15 protein-coding genes are annotated in these 15649 nt (G+C 68.5%); 11 read left to right on the forward strand and 4 right to left on the reverse strand.

All coding sequences use genetic code 11. The features are described 5' to 3' along the window. The first annotated feature begins 23 nt into the window (after positions 1-23). From hutU to hutG, 9 genes are all read left to right on the forward strand, one after another. Positions 24-1751: a urocanate hydratase gene (gene hutU, locus BLV60_RS31195; RefSeq protein WP_093059233.1), complete on the forward strand. Its 1728-nt coding sequence runs from the start codon at positions 24-26 to the stop codon at positions 1749-1751. Next, complete coding sequence (locus tag BLV60_RS31200; protein WP_093059235.1) at positions 1751-2602, forward strand: phytanoyl-CoA dioxygenase family protein; 852 nt, start codon at positions 1751-1753, stop codon at positions 2600-2602. Before hutU ends, BLV60_RS31200 begins: the two co-directional genes overlap by 1 nt. 122 nt (positions 2603-2724) lie before the next feature. Then, positions 2725-3459: an IclR family transcriptional regulator gene (locus BLV60_RS31205; protein WP_093059237.1), complete on the forward strand. Its 735-nt coding sequence runs from the start codon at positions 2725-2727 to the stop codon at positions 3457-3459. 47 nt (positions 3460-3506) lie between these two features. Then, positions 3507-4268, forward strand: coding sequence for a transporter substrate-binding domain-containing protein (locus BLV60_RS31210; protein ID WP_093059239.1), 762 nt, complete (start codon positions 3507-3509; stop codon positions 4266-4268). A 7-nt stretch (positions 4269-4275) separates the two neighbouring features. Next, complete coding sequence (locus BLV60_RS31215; protein ID WP_093059241.1) at positions 4276-4944, forward strand: amino acid ABC transporter permease; 669 nt, start codon at positions 4276-4278, stop codon at positions 4942-4944. Next, positions 4941-5513 carry a HutD/Ves family protein gene (locus BLV60_RS31220; protein WP_093059243.1) on the forward strand — a complete coding sequence of 191 codons (573 nt, stop codon included), beginning with the start codon at positions 4941-4943 and terminating at the stop codon, positions 5511-5513. Before BLV60_RS31215 ends, BLV60_RS31220 begins: the two co-directional genes overlap by 4 nt. Positions 5514-5540: 27 nt before the next feature. Beyond that, the gene (hutI, locus tag BLV60_RS31225) at positions 5541-6767 is read left to right on the forward strand and encodes an imidazolonepropionase (protein ID WP_093059245.1); all 1227 of its coding nucleotides are present in this window, start codon (positions 5541-5543) and stop codon (positions 6765-6767) included. Then, positions 6764-8146: a formimidoylglutamate deiminase gene (locus tag BLV60_RS31230; RefSeq protein ID WP_093059247.1), complete on the forward strand. Its 1383-nt coding sequence runs from the start codon at positions 6764-6766 to the stop codon at positions 8144-8146. Before hutI ends, BLV60_RS31230 begins: the two co-directional genes overlap by 4 nt. Before the next feature lie 7 nt (positions 8147-8153). Next, positions 8154-8978, forward strand: a complete 825-nt coding sequence (hutG, locus tag BLV60_RS31235) for an N-formylglutamate deformylase (RefSeq protein WP_093059249.1) — start codon at positions 8154-8156, stop codon at positions 8976-8978. A gap of 12 nt (positions 8979-8990) precedes the next feature. Here hutG and BLV60_RS31240 read toward each other — a convergent pair whose 3' ends face one another. Beyond that, positions 8991-10850: a DUF1963 domain-containing protein gene (locus tag BLV60_RS31240; protein ID WP_093059250.1), complete on the reverse strand. Its 1860-nt coding sequence runs from the start codon at positions 10848-10850 to the stop codon at positions 8991-8993. Positions 10851-10963: 113 nt separating this feature from the next. Here BLV60_RS31240 and BLV60_RS31245 point away from each other — a divergent pair, with 113 nt between their 5' ends. Both BLV60_RS31245 and BLV60_RS31250 read left to right on the forward strand, forming a co-directional pair. Continuing rightward, complete coding sequence (locus BLV60_RS31245; protein WP_093059252.1) at positions 10964-12016, forward strand: homocysteine S-methyltransferase family protein; 1053 nt, start codon at positions 10964-10966, stop codon at positions 12014-12016. A 78-nt stretch (positions 12017-12094) separates the two neighbouring features. Further along, positions 12095-12838 carry an SH3 domain-containing protein gene (locus BLV60_RS31250; RefSeq protein WP_093059254.1) on the forward strand — a complete coding sequence of 248 codons (744 nt, stop codon included), beginning with the start codon at positions 12095-12097 and terminating at the stop codon, positions 12836-12838. Between the two features lie 11 nt (positions 12839-12849). On the opposite strand, the gene BLV60_RS31255 is transcribed toward BLV60_RS31250, so the two are convergent. The 3 genes from BLV60_RS31255 to BLV60_RS31265 form a co-directional block, all read right to left on the reverse strand. Further along, positions 12850-13884: an NADP-dependent oxidoreductase gene (locus BLV60_RS31255; RefSeq protein WP_093059255.1), complete on the reverse strand. Its 1035-nt coding sequence runs from the start codon at positions 13882-13884 to the stop codon at positions 12850-12852. Between the two features lie 116 nt (positions 13885-14000). After that, on the reverse strand, positions 14001-14621 hold the full coding sequence (locus tag BLV60_RS31260; RefSeq protein WP_093059257.1) for a TetR/AcrR family transcriptional regulator: 621 nt from the start codon (positions 14619-14621) through the stop codon (positions 14001-14003). Between the two features lie 33 nt (positions 14622-14654). Then, on the reverse strand, positions 14655-15587 hold the full coding sequence (locus tag BLV60_RS31265) for a LysR family transcriptional regulator (protein ID WP_093059259.1): 933 nt from the start codon (positions 15585-15587) through the stop codon (positions 14655-14657). Positions 15588-15649: the final 62 nt, after the last annotated feature.

Genomic DNA, 15649 nt, shown 5'->3' on the forward strand with positions numbered 1-15649 from the left:
ACCCCGATTAGGAGAACCACGCCATGAACGCTCCCGAGAAATTCGCCCTGAACAACCCTGACGCTGCCGACCCGCGCCATGACCCGACCCGCGTGATCCGCGCCCCGCGCGGCAGCGAACTCAACTGCAAGAGCTGGCTCACCGAAGCCCCGTTCCGCATGCTGCAGAACAACCTCGACGCCGAGGTGGCCGAGCGCCCGCAAGACCTCGTGGTGTACGGCGGCATCGGCCGCGCCGCGCGCAACTGGGCCTGCTACGACCAGATCCTCGCGTCGCTGAAAGAGCTGAACGACGACGAGACGCTGCTCATCCAGTCGGGCAAGCCCGTCGGCGTGTTCAAGACGCACGAGAACGCACCGCGCGTGCTGCTGGCCAACTCGAACCTCGTGCCCAAGTGGGCCAACTGGGAGCACTTCAACGAGCTCGACCGCCAGGGCCTCTTCATGTACGGCCAGATGACGGCCGGCAGCTGGATCTACATCGGCAGCCAGGGCATCGTGCAGGGCACCTTCGAGACCTTCGTCGAAGCCGGCCGCCAGCACTACAACAACAGCCTCGCGGGCAAGTGGATCCTCACGGCCGGCCTGGGCGGCATGGGCGGCGCGCAGCCTCTCGCGGCCACGCTGGCCGGCGCCGTGTCGCTCAACATCGAATGCCAGCAGTCGAGCATCGACTTCCGCCTGCGCACGCGCTACGTCGACAAGCAGGCGCGCGACATCGACCATGCCTTCGAGCTCATCAAGCAGCATTGCGACGCAAAGGAAGCTGTGTCGATCGCGCTGCTCGGCAACGCGGCCGACATCCTGCCCGAGCTGGTGAAGCGCGCGAAGGCGGGCGGCCTGAAGCCTGACCTCGTGACCGACCAGACCTCCGCGCACGACCTCATCAACGGCTACCTGCCTTCGGGCTGGAGCGTGCCCCAATGGCAGGCCGCGATGAAGGACCTGTCGCAGCACGACGCGCTCAAGAAGGCCGCCGCCAAGTCTTGCGCCGTGCACGTGCAGGCCATGCTCGACTTCCAGGCCATGGGCATCCCCACGGTCGACTACGGCAACAACATCCGCCAGGTCGCGTTCGACGAAGGCGTGAAGAATGCATTCGACTTCCCGGGCTTCGTGCCGGCCTACATTCGCCCGCTGTTCTGCGAAGGCAAGGGCCCGTTCCGCTGGGTGGCGCTTTCGGGCGACCCTGAAGACATCTACAAGACCGATGCCAAGATCAAGGAGCTGTTCCCCGAGAACAAGCACACGCATCGCTGGCTCGACATGGCGCGCGAGCGCATCGCCTTCCAGGGCCTGCCGGCGCGCATCTGCTGGCTGGGCCTGGGCGAACGCCACATCGCGGGCCTGGCCTTCAACGAGATGGTGAAGAACGGCGAGCTGAAGGCGCCCATCGTCATCGGCCGCGACCACCTCGACACCGGCTCGGTCGCCAGCCCCAATCGTGAGACCGAAGCCATGAAGGACGGCACCGATGCCGTGTCCGATTGGCCGCTGCTGAACGCGCTGCTCAACACGGCGGGCGGCGCCACCTGGGTGAGCCTGCATCACGGCGGCGGCGTGGGCATGGGTTACTCGCAGCATTCGGGCGTGGTGATCGTGTGCGACGGCACCGATGCCGCGGCCAAGCGCATCGAGCGCGTGCTCTTCAACGACCCGGCCACCGGCGTGATGCGCCATGCCGACGCGGGCTACGACATCGCCGTCGCCACCGCGAAGAAGCAGGGCCTGAAGCTGCCGATGGTGAAGTGATGGCGGGCGCGGTCCTTCCCGACGCCCGGGAGTTGCAGCGCCGCGTGCAGGCGCGCGTGGACGACGCTCTGGTCGCGCAGTTCCAGCGCGACGGCGCGGTCTGCATCCGCCAACTGCTCACGGCCGATGAACTGGCATTGCTGCGTGACGGCATCGAAGCCAACCTCGCCGCACCCAGCCCGCGCGCCAAGGTGGCGAGCCGGCCCGACGACCCGGGCCGCTTCTTCGAGGACTTCTGCAACTGGCAGGACATCGACGCCTTCCGACGCTTCATCTTCGAAGCACCGCTCGCGCAACTGGCGCAGCGCCTGATGGGCTCGCAGACCGTGCGGCTGTACCACGACCACCTGCTCGTGAAGGAGCCCGGCACGCGCCAGCGCACACCGTGGCACCAGGACCAGCCCTACTACAACATCGAGGGCGAGCAGAACGTCAGCATGTGGATTCCGGTCGATCCGGTGTCGCGCGCCGCCACGCTCGAGTTCGTGGCCGGCTCCCACAAGGGGCCGTGGCTGATGCCGCGCACCTTCATGGACAACCATGCCAAGTGGTTCCCCGAAGGCAGCCTGCAGGACCTGCCCGACATCGAGGGCGCGCGCGAGCGCTTCCCCATCGTCGGCTGGAACATCGAGCCCGGCGATTTCGTCTGCTTCCACATGCTCACGCTGCATGCGGCCGCCGGGGTCGAGGGGCCCAACCGGCGCCGCGTGTTCTCGGTGCGCTTCCTGGGCGACGACATCCGCCATGCGCCGCGCAGCTGGAAGACCTCGCCCGACTTCCCCGGGCTGGCTGACACGCTGCCGGCGGGCGCGCCCATGGACGACGCGCGCTTTCCGCTGCTGGTGGGTTAAGACGAAGGTAGAAAGAAAAAACGCGCTCATTCCCATCGAGTGGGAATCAAGGCTTGGAAGTGAGAACGGCGAGCAAGATACTGCACGCCGCATCCACTTTCGACCTCCAGCGATTGCCTCCGATGACGCCCCCGATTGAAGCTCCCGCCCACAACGACCGCGCGCTGTTCGTGCTGTCGGTGCTGGCGCAAAGCAAGGCGGCGATGACGGCGGCCGAGTTGGTGCAGGCCACCGGCCTGTCGCAGAGCACGCTGTACCGGCAGATCGCCACGCTGCGCCGCTGGGGCTTCGTGATGGAGTCCGAGGGCCGCTACTCACCGGGCCCGGTGAGCGTGCAGCTGGCCACCGGCTTCGACGGCAACTCCGACCTCGTGATGGCGGCGCGCGCCGACATGCGCGTGCTGGCCCAACAGACGCACGAGAGCGTGGCGCTGGTCACGGCCGTGAACGAGCGCGTCGTGTGCCTGGAGATGATCGACAGCGAGCAGTCGCTGCGTTGCTCCTTCGATCGCGGCCGCAGCGTGCCGGCACGCGACGGCGCCAGCGCCAAGTGCCTGCTGGCCCACTTGCCGCTCGACCAGCGCGATGCCCTGCTCGACGGGCTGGCCGAAAGCCCCGAACGCCGCGCCGAGCGCGCCGCCGAACTCGATGCCATCCGCGAAGCCGGCCATGCCGTGACCCACGGCGAGGTCGATGCCGGCGTGTGGGGCGCGAGCGCGCCGGTGCTCGCCTCGGGGCGGCGCCTGCGCGGCGCGATCACGCTCATGGCGCCGCTCACGCGCGTCGAGGGCATGGAAGCTGCATTGCTCCACATGACCGTCGTCACGGCGGCCCGCATCTCTCGCGCCCTGCAGTAGTCGCGCGCTGCTTTTTTTCTTCTTTACTCCCACGGAAGCCTTTCACCATGAACACCCGTCGCTCCCTCATCTGCGTTGCCGCCGCCGCACTCTCCGGCCTCGCTCTCTTCGGTTTCGCCGGCGCTGCCCAGGCGCAGGGTGAGCCGCTGCGCGTGGCCACCGACGCCACCTTCCCGCCGATGGAGTTCGTGGAGAACGGCAAGCGCACCGGCTTCGACGTGGAGCTGGTCGAGGCCATCGGCAAGACGCTGGGCCGCAAGATCGAGTGGATCGACATCGACTTCAAGGGCCTCGTGCCGGGCCTGATCTCCAAGCGCTTCGACATGGCCGTCTCGGGCATCTACATCACCGACGAGCGCAAGAAGGTCGTCGACTTCACCGTGCCGTACTACGCGGGCGGCTTGGTCGTGATGGTGAAGGACGGCAACACGGCCATCAAGACGCCGGCCGACATCAACGGCAAGAAGGTCAGCGTGCAGGTGGGCACCAAGTCGGTGTCGTACACCAAGGAGAAATTCCCGCAGGTGCAGCTGATGGAAGTCGAGAAGAACCAGGAAATGTTCAACCTCGTCGACATCGGCCGTGCCGACGCCGCCGTGACCGGCAAGCCCGCCGCCTACCAGTACGTGCGCACGCGCGGCGGCCTGAAGGTGCTGCCCGAGCAGATCACCACCGAGGAATACGGCATGGCCATCCGCAAGGACACGCCGGAACTCACCAAGGCGGTGAACGGCGCCATCGAGAAGCTCAAGGCCGACGGCACCTACGACCAGATCGTGAAGAAGTGGTTCAGCGCCAACGCCAAGTAAGCGAGCCATGGATTTCGATTTCTCGCCCGTCTGGGAGGGCTGGCCCGACCTGCTGCGCGGCGCGCTGGTCACGGTGGAGATCACCTCCTGCGCGCTGGCGCTGGGCTGCGTGCTGGGCCTCTTGGTCGGCATCGGCCGGCTGAACCCGAAGCGGCGCTGGCTCTACGGCGTGTGCACCGCGTATGTGGCGGCCATTCGCGGCACGCCGCTGCTGGTGCAGCTGTTCATCCTGTTCTTCGGGCTGCCGCACTTCGGCATCCTGCTGCCGGCCTTCCTGTGCGGCGTGCTGGGGCTCGGCGTGTACTCGGGCGCATACGTGTCGGAGATCGTGCGCGGCGCGATCCAGTCGATCGACAAGGGCCAGACGATGGCGGCGCAGTCGCTGGGCATGACGCCCGGCGTGGCAATGCGCCAGATCGTGCTGCCGCAGGCGGTGGTGCGCATGATTCCGCCGCTGGGCAACGAGTTCATCGCGCTCATCAAGAACTCGGCACTGGTGTCGTTGCTGACCATCCACGACGTGATGCATGAAGGGCAGAAGATCATCAGCGTGTCTTACCGCTCGCTGGAGGTGTACCTGGCCATCGCGGTCGTGTACTTCGTGCTGACCGGCACCATGACGCTGGTGCTGCGGCACTTCGAGCAGCGGCTGCGCCAGGGCGGGTTGATGCGATGAGCGTTGTGCTTCGTTTCTCGCGCGCCGCGCTGCCCGTCACGCCGTGGAAGAACGGCGGCGGCACCACGCAGGAAATCGCCAGCTGGCCGCAGGGCGCGGGGCTCGACAGCTTCGGCTGGCGCGTGAGCATCGCGACCATCGCGGCGGCGGGGCCGTTCTCGGTGTTCGCCGGTGTCGACCGCAGCATCACGCTGCTGGAGGGCGACGGCGTGCGCCTCTTCACGCACGACGGGCGCATCGACCATCGGCTCGACGTGCCGCACCGGCCCTTCGCCTTCAGCGGCGACGAGGCCATCGACTGCACGCTGCTCGGCGGTGCGTCGAACGACTTCAACGTGATGACACGGCGCGGCCAGTGGCGCGCCGAGGTGCTGGTGCTCGATGGCGTTTCAGCCATCGACGCCGCGCCGCATGGCGTGTTGCTGGCGCTGCGCGGCGCGTGGCGGTTGAACGACGAAGCGTGCCGCGAAGGCGAGGGCCTGCAGTGGGCTGACGCAGCGCAGGCTTGGCAGGCGGTACCCGAGGGCTCCGATGCACGGTTGCTCGCTGTGCGCATCACGCCGGCGTAACCTGCAACAGCAAAGACAGGAAAGACGATGAAACCCGCCAACGAATTCCCTTCGGCCGACGGCCTCTGGACCGGTCTACGCCTCGCTACCGATGCCGGGGCGGAAGCTGCCATCGTGGTGGAGCAGGGCGCGATCCGCTGGGTCGGCGCGCGCAGCGCACTGCCGGCAGGGTTCGCGGGCCTTGCGCTGCACGACGGCGGCGGCGCGCTCGTCACGCCGGGCCTGGTCGATTGCCACACCCACCTCGTCTACGGCGGCCAGCGCGCCAACGAATTCGCAATGCGGCTTGCGGGCGCCACGTACGAAGAAGTGGCGAAGGCTGGTGGCGGCATCGTCTCTTCGGTGCGCGCCACGCGCGAGGCCGATGAAGACACGCTCTTCGCGCAGGCCGCGTCGCGGCTCGAACAGTTGCTGGCCGACGGCGTGTGCGCCATCGAGATCAAGTCGGGCTACGGCCTTTCGCTGGAACACGAGCGCAAGCAACTGCGCGTGGCGCGGCGCCTGGGCGACGCCTATGGCGTGACGGTGCGCACCACCTTCCTCGGCGCGCACGCGCTGCCGCCCGAATACGCAGACCGCAGCGGCGACTACATCGACCTCGTCTGCAACGAGATGCTGCCCGCGCTGGCGGCCGAAGGGCTGGTCGATGCGGTCGACGTGTTCTGCGAACGCATCGCCTTCTCGCTCGAGGAAACCGAGCAGGTCTTCAAGGCCGCACAGGCGCTGGGCCTGCCGTTGAAGCTGCATGCCGAGCAGTTGTCGGACATGGGCGGCGCGGCACTGGCCGCGCGCTATGGGGCGCTCTCGTGCGACCACATCGAACACCTGTCGGCCGAGGGCATCGAGGCGATGCGCAAGTCGGGCACCGTGGCCGTGCTGCTGCCCGGCGCGTACTACACGCTGCGCGACACGCACCTGCCGCCCATCGCCGCGCTGCGCGCTGCGGCCGTGCCGATGGCGGTGTCCACCGACCACAACCCCGGCACCTCGCCGGCACTGAGCCTGCTGCTGATGGTGAACATGGCCTGCACGCTGTTCCGCCTCACCGTGCCCGAGGCGCTCGACGGCGTCACGGTGCATGCCGCGCGCGCGCTGGGCCTGCAGGACACACACGGCGCCATCGCGCCAGGCATGCCCGCCAACTTCGTGCTGTGGAACGTGCGCGAAGCGGCCGAACTCGCCTACTGGTTTGGCCAGCAGCCCGTGCGCGCGGTGGTGCGGCAGGGCCGCATCGCCATCGGAGCCAAGGAATGACACAAACGCTTTTTGCAGCCGATGCGCTGCTGCCCGAAGGCTGGGCCAGAAACGTCCTGCTGACGTGGAACGATGCGGGCCAGCTCACGCAGGTTCAGTCCGGTGCGCAACGGCCTGCCGACACGCAAGCCGCCAGCGGCCCCGTGATCCCCGGCATGCCCAACCTGCATTCGCACGCCTTCCAGCGCGCCTTTGCCGGCCTTACCGAACACCGTGCCGAGCAGCAGGACAGCTTCTGGAGCTGGCGCACGCTGATGTACCGCTTTGCCGCGCGCCTCGGCCCGCAGCACATGGAAGCCATCGCCACCTGGCTCTATGCCGAGATGCTCGAAGCGGGCTACACCAGCGTGTGCGAGTTCCAGTACGTGCATCACGATGTGGACGGCCGTCCGTATGCCGACGACGCGACGCTGAGCCTCGCCCTGCTGCGCGCGGCGAAGAAGGCCGGCATCGGCTTCACGCTGCTGCCGGTGCTCTACCAGACCGGGGGCTTCGGCGATCTGCCGCCCACCGAGGGGCAGCGCCGCTTCATCCGCTCGACCGATTCGATGCTGCGTTTGCTCGAAGCGCTCAAGCCGGTTTGCGATGCGCAGGGCGCACGCCTCGGCCTCGCACCACATTCGCTGCGCGCAGTGCCGCCCGAAGGCTTGCGCGATGCGATCGCGGGGCTCGAAGCCATCGATCGCACCGCGCCCATCCACATCCACATCGCCGAGCAGACGAAGGAAGTGGACGACTGCGTGGCCTGGAGTGGACTGCGCCCGGTCGAGTGGCTGCTCGATCACGCGCCGGTCGATGCACGCTGGTGCCTCGTGCACGCCACGCACATGAACGACGCCGAGTACGAATACGCGGCCCAGAGCGGCGCGGTCGCGGGCCTGTGCCCGACGACCGAAGCCAACCTCGGCGACGGCATCTTCGACTTCGCCAAATGGCGCAGCCACGGCGGCGCATGGGGCGTGGGCTCGGACAGCCACGCGAGCGTGAACGCCGCCGAAGAGCTGCTGATGCTCGAATACAGCCAGCGTCTGGCCAGGCGCCAGCGCAACGTCGGCGCCAGCGCGGCGCAGCCGCATGTGGCGACCGCGCTCACGCTCGAAGCGGTGCAGGGCGGTGCGCAGGCATCGGCCCGCGCCGTCGGTGGGCTTGCAGCGGGGCAGCAGGCCGACTTCGCCGTGCTCGACGCCTCGCACCTCGCGCTGCAGGGCCTGCTTGCGCCCGATATGCTCTCGGCTCACGTCTTCGCGAGCCATCGCACCTCGGCCATCGACACCGTCTGGGTGGCGGGCCGCGCGCGCGTATCGGCCGGCCGCCATGCGCTGCACGACGAAGCCGCGGCCGCCTTCGTGGCCGCGCGCACCCAACTACTCAAGGATTGACCCCACCATGGCCTTCACCACCGCCGAACCGCCATTCCGCTTCCGCCAGGGCACGCGCCCGCTGCTCATTTCGATGCCGCATGTCGGCACGCATGTGCCGCCCGCACTGGCTGCCCGCTTCACGGAAGAAGCGCGCCATGTGCCCGACACCGACTGGCACCTCGAACGCCTGTACGACTTTGCCGATGAGCTCGGCGCGTCGGTGCTCGTGGCCACGCATTCGCGCTACGTGATCGACCTGAACCGTCCGCCGGACGGCGCGAGCCTTTACCCGGGCCAGAGCGTCACCGGCCTGTGCCCGGTCGACACCTTCGACGACACGCCGGTGTATGCCAACCCTGGCGACCTGCCGGGCGATGCGGAAACCGCCGAGCGCCGCGATGCCATCTGGCAGCCCTACCACGCGAAGCTGGCCGAAGAGCTCGCGCGTATCCGCGGCCAGCACGGCGTGGCTGCGCTGTGGGACGCGCATTCGATCCGCTCGGTGCTGCCGCGTTTCTTCGAAGGCAAGCTGCCCGACCTGAACCTGGGCACCGGCAAGGGCATCAGCTGCGACCCGGCGCTGGCGCAGACGCTGCTGGGCATCGCCGAAGGCGCCACCGGCTACACGGGAGTGCTCAATGGCCGCTTCACCGGTGGCTACATCACGCGCAACTACGGCAACCCTGCGCAGAACGTGCACGCGGTGCAGCTGGAGATGACGCAGAGCAGCTACATGCAGGAGGCCTTGCCCTTCGACTATCTGCCCGAGGTGGCGGCGGGCGTGCAGCCGCATGTGCGGCGCATGATCGAGGCGGTGCTGGCGTTCGCCGAATCGCGCGCGGCGCGCTGAGCGGCCGCAGGCTCAACTGCTTTCCAGGCTCGCGAAAGTCCTGGAGAAATCGCCGAGTGCCAGGTCCTTCATGTGGATGCTGAAGCTCAGCGTGCCCGCATCCCAGAAGCAGAAGCCGGGCCGGTTGTCCGACTCGAGCATCAGCAGGTTGATCCATTCGCCAGGCAGGCCGCCGCGCTCGGTCGATGCCTGCTCCTCGGGCGATTCGTGCTGCGTGAACACGTGCGCGTTGACGAGGTGGCAGTCCTCGCTCTTGCCCGAAAGCTCTTCCTGCAGCGCCCAGTAGGCCTTCTGCAGCTTGTCGTCGTCCTCGATGTTCAGCAGCACCGCGTCGCGGCCGGTCAGGCGGTCGCGTGCGTTGTAGAGGCTCGGCACCGACACGGTGGCAGTGGCGACGGCCTTGAAGCCGGGAAACGCGTCGCCGTTCTCGAACGTGGCGTCGTCCGGGTAGACGTAGGTCTGCAGCGACGAGGCGGCGGCGGTCGAGTGGATCACCCGGTGCTTGTGCAGCTCCTCCTGGTCCTCGCCGAAAAAGTAGAGCATGCCGTCGCGCGGCAGCCAGGGCTGAAACCCGGCCACGTCGGCCAGGCGCAGTTGCGCATAGAAGCGCCAGTGCGTGCCGTCTTCCGCGCGGGGAAATTCGATGTCCGGCGGAAGGTCGGGTGCGCCGCCGAAGCGCGTGTTGCCCTTCTGCGCATAGTCTTCCGGCTCGGTGGTGCGGTAGCGCACGGTGTTGCGGGCCAGGCGCAGCAGCGCGGGCAGATAGCGCTTGAGCTTGTGCCGGGCGCAGGCGGCTTCCAGGATCGCGGCGTGTTCCGCGCTGCCGCGCGCCAGGAAGCTTTCGGGCGCCACCGCCACGTCGATCTCCGGGCGATAGCGGATGTCGAGATACAGCGCCTTGAGCTTGTTCTCGAGCGTGACCTTCTTGATTTTCTTCAGCGACGCCGGCAGCGACACGAAGGGGTTCTTCTCGACGTTCAGCAGGTTCAGCGCCGGCAGGTGGCCGACACATTCGGGCAGCGTGGCGAGTGCGTTGCCGGGCAGCACCAGCCGTTGCAGCCGCGAGAGGCGGCCGATGCTGTCGGGCAGGTCGCGCAGCTTGCCGTACTGCAGGAACAGCGCTTCCAGCTGCTCGAGCGCACCGAAGTTCTCGGGCAGGTGCTCGGTGGCCGAGCCGCGCACGAACAGCTCCTTCAACGACGAGAGCGAACAGAATTCGTCCGGCAAGGCTGTGAAGGGCGCGTGCGCCGGCGACATGAACTGCAGCGACAGGAACTCGAGGTTCCTGAAGCGCAGGATCTCGGGCGGGAAGGCCTCGATCTTCGGTGTGTCGCCTTGCCACGGCTGCCGGACAAGCAGCCGCCGCACCCGTTCGGGCGGCACCTCGGCAGCCTCCTCGAGGCTCGTGTAGGTGTGCGGCTGCAGCGTCACTTCGCCGGGTTCGAAAGCCTTGCGGATGTGGATGGGAACGCTCTTGCTGTCGTCGTAGCGCGAACGCATCGTGCCGCACAGCTCGACCGACGAAGGCGTCAGCGTCACAGTGCCGTGGAAGCTGTCGAGCGCGAAGCCGCGCTCGTACAGGTGAAAGTCGAAGGTGGCCGGCTGGTTTTGCGGCATCTGCACGATGCGCAGCGGCTCGCCGGTCTTGTCGTGGAAGAAGAATGCGCCGTAGGTGCCGAACTGCGGCGCGATCAAGCCCTGCGAGGGGTTGTCCACGTCGTCGGGCTGGAAGGCGGGTGCATGCAGCGCCGCATCGAACGCGACCGGTGCCGTGTGCAGCTGGAACTGCATGCCCCCGTCGACGAAGCTGGCCGAGGATTGCGCGGTGAACGCGAAGTGCGCGTCGCCGACCTGGAAGATGTCTTCTTGCATGGAGATGAAAGCGTCGGGTGCCTGCGTCCAACCTTGCCAGACCGGCAAGGCATGGACAAGGCCAAGCCCCGGGGCAGAGCGGGGCGATGGGCTGGTTTCTACAATCGGAGCTTATGAAGCCCCTTGTCTACACCCGCGGCCAGGCCCTGGCCGGCATCCTCGCCAAGCGCATCGCCATCCTCGACGGCGCCATGGGCACGATGATCCAGCGCTTCAAGCTCACCGAGGAGCAGTACCGCGGCGAGCGCTTCAAGGACTTCGATCGCGATATCAAGGGCAACAACGAGCTGCTGTCGCTCACGCGGCCCGACGTGATCCGCGACATCCACGAGAGCTACCTCGCGGCCGGCGCCGACCTGATCGAGACCAACACCTTCGGCGCGACCACCATCGCGCAGGAGGACTACAAGATGGCTCACCTGGCGCGCGAGATGAATCTCGAGTCTGCCAAGCTGGCGCGCGCGGCCTGCGACAAGTTCAGCACACCCGACAAACCGCGCTTCGTGGCCGGCGCGCTTGGCCCGACGCCCAAGACGGCGAGCATCAGCCCCGACGTGAACGACCCGGGGGCGCGCAACGTCAACTTCGAGGAACTGCGCGCGGCCTACTACGAGCAGACCGAAGCGCTGGTCGAAGGTGGCGCCGACGTGATCCTGGTCGAGACCATCTTCGACACGCTCAACGCCAAGGCCGCGCTGTTCGCGGTCGACGAATATTTCGACAACAGCGGGCAGCGCCTGCCGCTCATCATCAGCGGCACGGTGACCGACGCCTCGGGCCGCATCCTCAGCGGCCAGACCGTCACCGCCTTCTGGCACAGCGTGCGCCATGCGCAGCCGCTGGCCATCGGCCTGAACTGCGCGCTGGGCGCGGCGCTGATGCGCCCGTACATCCAGGAGCTGGCGCGTGTGGCCGGCGACACCTTCATCAGCTGCTACCCGAACGCGGGCCTGCCCAATCCGATGAGCGACACGGGCTTCGACGAGACGCCCGACGTGACCTCGCGGCTGCTGCACGAGTTCGCGGCCGAGGGGCTGGTGAACATCGTGGGTGGCTGCTGCGGCACTACGCCGGACCACATCGCGGCCATCGGCAAGGCCGTGGCGCCAGTGGCAGGCCGCGTGCTCGGCAGCAACAACGCCGGCTTCTACAAGGAAGCCGCGTAAGCACCACTCCGGTCGCGCCCGCGGCCGATTGACAGGCTCTCGGCCCCCGGCCTACGCTGGGGCGCAAGGAGCCTACCCATGAACACACTCGTCCCGCGCTGGATCGGCATTGGCGCACTGGCACTGCTGCTTCCGCTCGCGGCCGCGGCGCAACAGGCCTTCACGCGCGGCGCGGTCAACATGCGTGCCGGGCCTTCGGGCGACTATCCGCTGGTGGCGCGCCTCGGACCGGGCCAGCCGCTCGACGTGGTCGGCTGCACCAGCGGCTATGGCTGGTGCGACGTGGTGCTGCCCGACGGCGGGCGCGGCTGGGTCTGGTCGCGCAACCTCGACTACGCATATCAGGAGCAGCGCGTGCCGCTGGCCACCTACGGCGCGGTGATCGGCGTGCCGATCATCGGCTTCGCGATCGGCAGCTACTGGGCCGACTACTACCGCGACCGGCCGTGGTACGGCGACCGGCGCTGGTGGGGCGGCCGGCCGCCTCCGCCACCCATGGCGGGCTGGCGTCCACCGCCGCCGGTGAGGCCGGGATGGCAGCCGCACCCGTGGCGGCCAGGGCCGGGTTTCCGGCCGCCGGGGCCTGGCTTTCGCCCACCACCCGGACCTGGATTCCGCCCGCCGCACGATCCCGGCATCAGGCCGCCGCGGCCGCAGCCGGGCTTTCGTCCCGGGACTCCGCCCGGCGTGGCACATCCACACCCCGGCGGCCGGCCGAGGCCCGGTGGGGGCGGCGGCGAACGCCCGCATGGCGGTGGCGGACACGGTGGCGGACACGGCGGCGGACATGGTGGCGGCCATGGAGGTGGCCACCGGCCCTGAAGGCGCGTGCGTCAGCCCTCGGCGACGTGCACCACGCGCTTGCCGAAGTTGCGCCCCTCCAGCAGGCCGATGAGCGCAGCCGGCGCGTTATCCAGCCCGTCGACCCGGTCCTCGCGCAGCGTCACGAGGCCGGCATCGACCCATTCGCTCATCTCGCGCCGGAAGGCGTCGAAGCGGTCGCCGTAGTGGTCGAGGATGACGAAGCCCTGCATGCGGATGCGCTTCTGCAGCAGCGCCGCCATCAGCAGCGGCAGCCGGTTCGGGCCGGACGGCAGCGTCTCGTTGTTGTAGTCCGCGATGTGCCCGCACACCGGCACGCGCGCGCCGATGTTGAGCAGCGGCAGCACCGCGTCGAACACTGCGCCGCCGACGTTCTCGAAGTACACGTCGATGCCCTTGGGGCACGCGGCCGCGAGGCGCGATGCGAACCCCGGGTCGTGGCGATCGAGGCAGGCGTCGAAGCCCAGTGTTTCGACCGCGTAGCGGCACTTGTTCGCGCCGCCCGCGATGCCGACCACGCGCGCGCCCTTGAGCTTGGCGATCTGCCCGACCACCGAGCCGACCGCGCCGGTCGCCGCGGCCACGACAACGGTGTCGCCCGGTTTCGGCTGGCCGATGTCGAGCAGGCCGACGTAGGCGGTGAAGGCAGGCATGCCGAGCCCGCCCAGCGCCAGCGAAGGCTGCGCCATCTCGCCGAGCGGGAGCAGGTCCTGGCCGTCGGACAGCGCGTAGTCCTGCCAGCCGGCGTTGCCGAGCACGAGATCGCCGGGGCGGAACTGCGGGTGCTTGGAGGCGGCGACGCGGTTCACCGTGCCGCCCGGCATAGGCTCGCCCAGCGGCACCGAGGCCGCGTAGACCGGCGCGATCTCATCCATCAACTGGCGCATGTACGGGTCGAGCGACAGGTGCAGGGTGCGCAGCAGCACCTGTCCTTCGCCGGGCGTGGGGACGGCGGTTTCTTCGAGGCGGAAGTCGCCCGGTGTCGGCAGGCCGCGCGGGCGTGCGGCGAGGACGATGCGGCGGTTGAGGGTGTCGCTTTGAGGCATGGGCTGGTGGCTCCTGTAGTGGTTGGGGATGCGGATCTGCGGAGGCGAATAGACCAGTCGTCTAGTGCACGGCCGAAAAAAAGCGGGAGCGCGTATGCCTCCCGCTCCAGGCTTTTTCAGATGTCCGGAGACAGGCCCAGCAGCTGCCGGGTGTCGCGCATGGCCATGTCCAGCGAGGCGCGGTCTCGGGTGATCTTGGCCAGCAGGCTGGCGCCGAGCCATCGCTGGTAGAGCGCGACGGCGATTCCCTGCGCGTCCTGTTCCTTTGCTTGCGGCGGGGGCTGCAGCGAGCCGTCGGCCCGGCCGGCTTCGATGCAGCGCGCCAGCCGGTCGGTGATGCCACTGGTGCCGCGCGCCAGCGCCGCGCGCATGCTCTCGGACAGGTCGCAGACCTCCGCGCCGAGCTTGACCACGAGGCAGCGGCTCTGCGCATCGTCGCCGGTCTGCGAATCGAGCCAGTCGTCGAAGTAGCCGATCAGCCGTTGCGCGGCCGTGCCCGGTGCCTCGGTCAATAACGCGTCGGTACGTCCCAGGTATTCGGTGAAATAGGCTTCCAGCACGGCCTCGCCGAAGGCCTCCTTGGAGCCGAAGTAGTGATAGAACGAGCCCTTCGGCACCTTCGCCGCCGCCAGCACCTCGGCCAGGCCGACCCCGGTGAAGCCCCTTTGCAGCAGCAGCGGATGGGCCACTTCGAGGATGTGCTGGCGGACGTCGGGAGTGGGGGCGATCGCGTTCATGGCCCGCACTCTAGCGGCTATTAGACCAGTCGTCTAGTCGCCTTGATCGCCGCCGGTCTTGGGGCTGCACTCACCGGCGGCTGCCCGGTCCTTCGCTATCAACTTCACGAAACGCTGGGCTCCCAGGCCGAGTGGGCGCTCACGTGACCACACCACGTCCACCCACAGGTCCAGCCCGTTGCTGAGGTTCTCGAACGGAATCTCGATCAGGGCGCCCGCCGCCACATGCGGCTTTGCGAAGTTGCGCTGCAGCCAGCCCCAGCCCAGCCCGGCGGTGATCAGGCTCAGCGCGGCCAGTGCGTTGTCGGTGCGCCAGACATGGCGCGCGAACACGAAGCGCGGGTCGCTGGTGGTCAGGTCGCGCCCGGCCACGACGATCTGCCGGGTGTTCGTCAGATGGTCCTCGCGCAGCCGGCCACCGTTGGCCGCGAGCACCGGGTGGTCCGGCGCGATGACCGCCACCATCAGGTCGCTGCCGACCTCCTGGAAGCCTTCGCGCCCGTCGAGGCTCGGGCGCTCGAACACCAACGCCAGCTGCGCGCGCCCGCTGTGGAGCAGCGCCAGTGCGTCGGCCTGCGGGGCCGCCAGCACCTCGACCTGCAGCAGCGGATGCTCCCGCGCCAGCTCGGCCAGCGGACCGCTCCAGCGCGCGGCCAGCAGTTCGGGCGCAATGGCCAGCGTGAGCCGGTCTTCCAGCCCCTGGGTCAGCGCCAGCGCCTGCACCTGCAGCTGCCTGAGCTGGGCCGCCAGCAGCCGCGCCTGCGGCTCAAGCGAGCGCGCGGCGGCGGTGGGCTGGGGCTCGCGGCCGCTGCGGTCGAACAACGGCAGGTCGAGCTCGGCCTCGAGGTTGGCGATGGCCATGCTCACGGCCGACGGCACCCTGTGCAACGCCCGGGCGGCGGCCGAGAAGGAGCCGTGGTCGATCACGGCCAGGAAGACTTCGACGTTGTCGCTGGAAAAAGCCATGGCACCCGACCTATCAATAAAACTGAAACAAGTTAACTTTTTATATCAGCGGATGACACATA

The organism is Variovorax sp. YR634, from assembly GCF_900106655.1.
In the GTDB taxonomy this organism is placed as follows: Bacteria; Pseudomonadota; Gammaproteobacteria; order Burkholderiales; family Burkholderiaceae_C; genus Variovorax.

Excerpts from the sequence above, each read along its gene's own strand:
- hutI (WP_093059245.1), top strand. The coding sequence starts at position 5,541 with ATGAAACCCGCCAACGAATTCCCTTCGGCCGACGGCCTCTGGACCGGT.
- BLV60_RS31260 (WP_093059257.1), bottom strand. The coding sequence starts at position 14,621 with ATGAACGCGATCGCCCCCACTCCCGACGTCCGCCAGCACATCCTCGAA.
- BLV60_RS31230 (WP_093059247.1), top strand. The coding sequence starts at position 6,764 with ATGACACAAACGCTTTTTGCAGCCGATGCGCTGCTGCCCGAAGGCTGG.
- BLV60_RS31250 (WP_093059254.1), top strand. The coding sequence starts at position 12,095 with ATGAACACACTCGTCCCGCGCTGGATCGGCATTGGCGCACTGGCACTG.
- BLV60_RS31210 (WP_093059239.1), top strand. The coding sequence starts at position 3,507 with ATGAACACCCGTCGCTCCCTCATCTGCGTTGCCGCCGCCGCACTCTCC.
- BLV60_RS31255 (WP_093059255.1), bottom strand. The coding sequence starts at position 13,884 with ATGCCTCAAAGCGACACCCTCAACCGCCGCATCGTCCTCGCCGCACGC.
- hutG (WP_093059249.1), top strand. The coding sequence starts at position 8,154 with ATGGCCTTCACCACCGCCGAACCGCCATTCCGCTTCCGCCAGGGCACG.
- BLV60_RS31245 (WP_093059252.1), top strand. The coding sequence starts at position 10,964 with ATGAAGCCCCTTGTCTACACCCGCGGCCAGGCCCTGGCCGGCATCCTC.
- BLV60_RS31205 (WP_093059237.1), top strand. The coding sequence starts at position 2,725 with ATGACGCCCCCGATTGAAGCTCCCGCCCACAACGACCGCGCGCTGTTC.
- BLV60_RS31240 (WP_093059250.1), bottom strand. The coding sequence starts at position 10,850 with ATGCAAGAAGACATCTTCCAGGTCGGCGACGCGCACTTCGCGTTCACC.
- BLV60_RS31265 (WP_093059259.1), bottom strand. The coding sequence starts at position 15,587 with ATGGCTTTTTCCAGCGACAACGTCGAAGTCTTCCTGGCCGTGATCGAC.
- hutU (WP_093059233.1), top strand. The coding sequence starts at position 24 with ATGAACGCTCCCGAGAAATTCGCCCTGAACAACCCTGACGCTGCCGAC.
- BLV60_RS31215 (WP_093059241.1), top strand. The coding sequence starts at position 4,276 with ATGGATTTCGATTTCTCGCCCGTCTGGGAGGGCTGGCCCGACCTGCTG.
- BLV60_RS31200 (WP_093059235.1), top strand. The coding sequence starts at position 1,751 with ATGGCGGGCGCGGTCCTTCCCGACGCCCGGGAGTTGCAGCGCCGCGTG.
- BLV60_RS31220 (WP_093059243.1), top strand. The coding sequence starts at position 4,941 with ATGAGCGTTGTGCTTCGTTTCTCGCGCGCCGCGCTGCCCGTCACGCCG.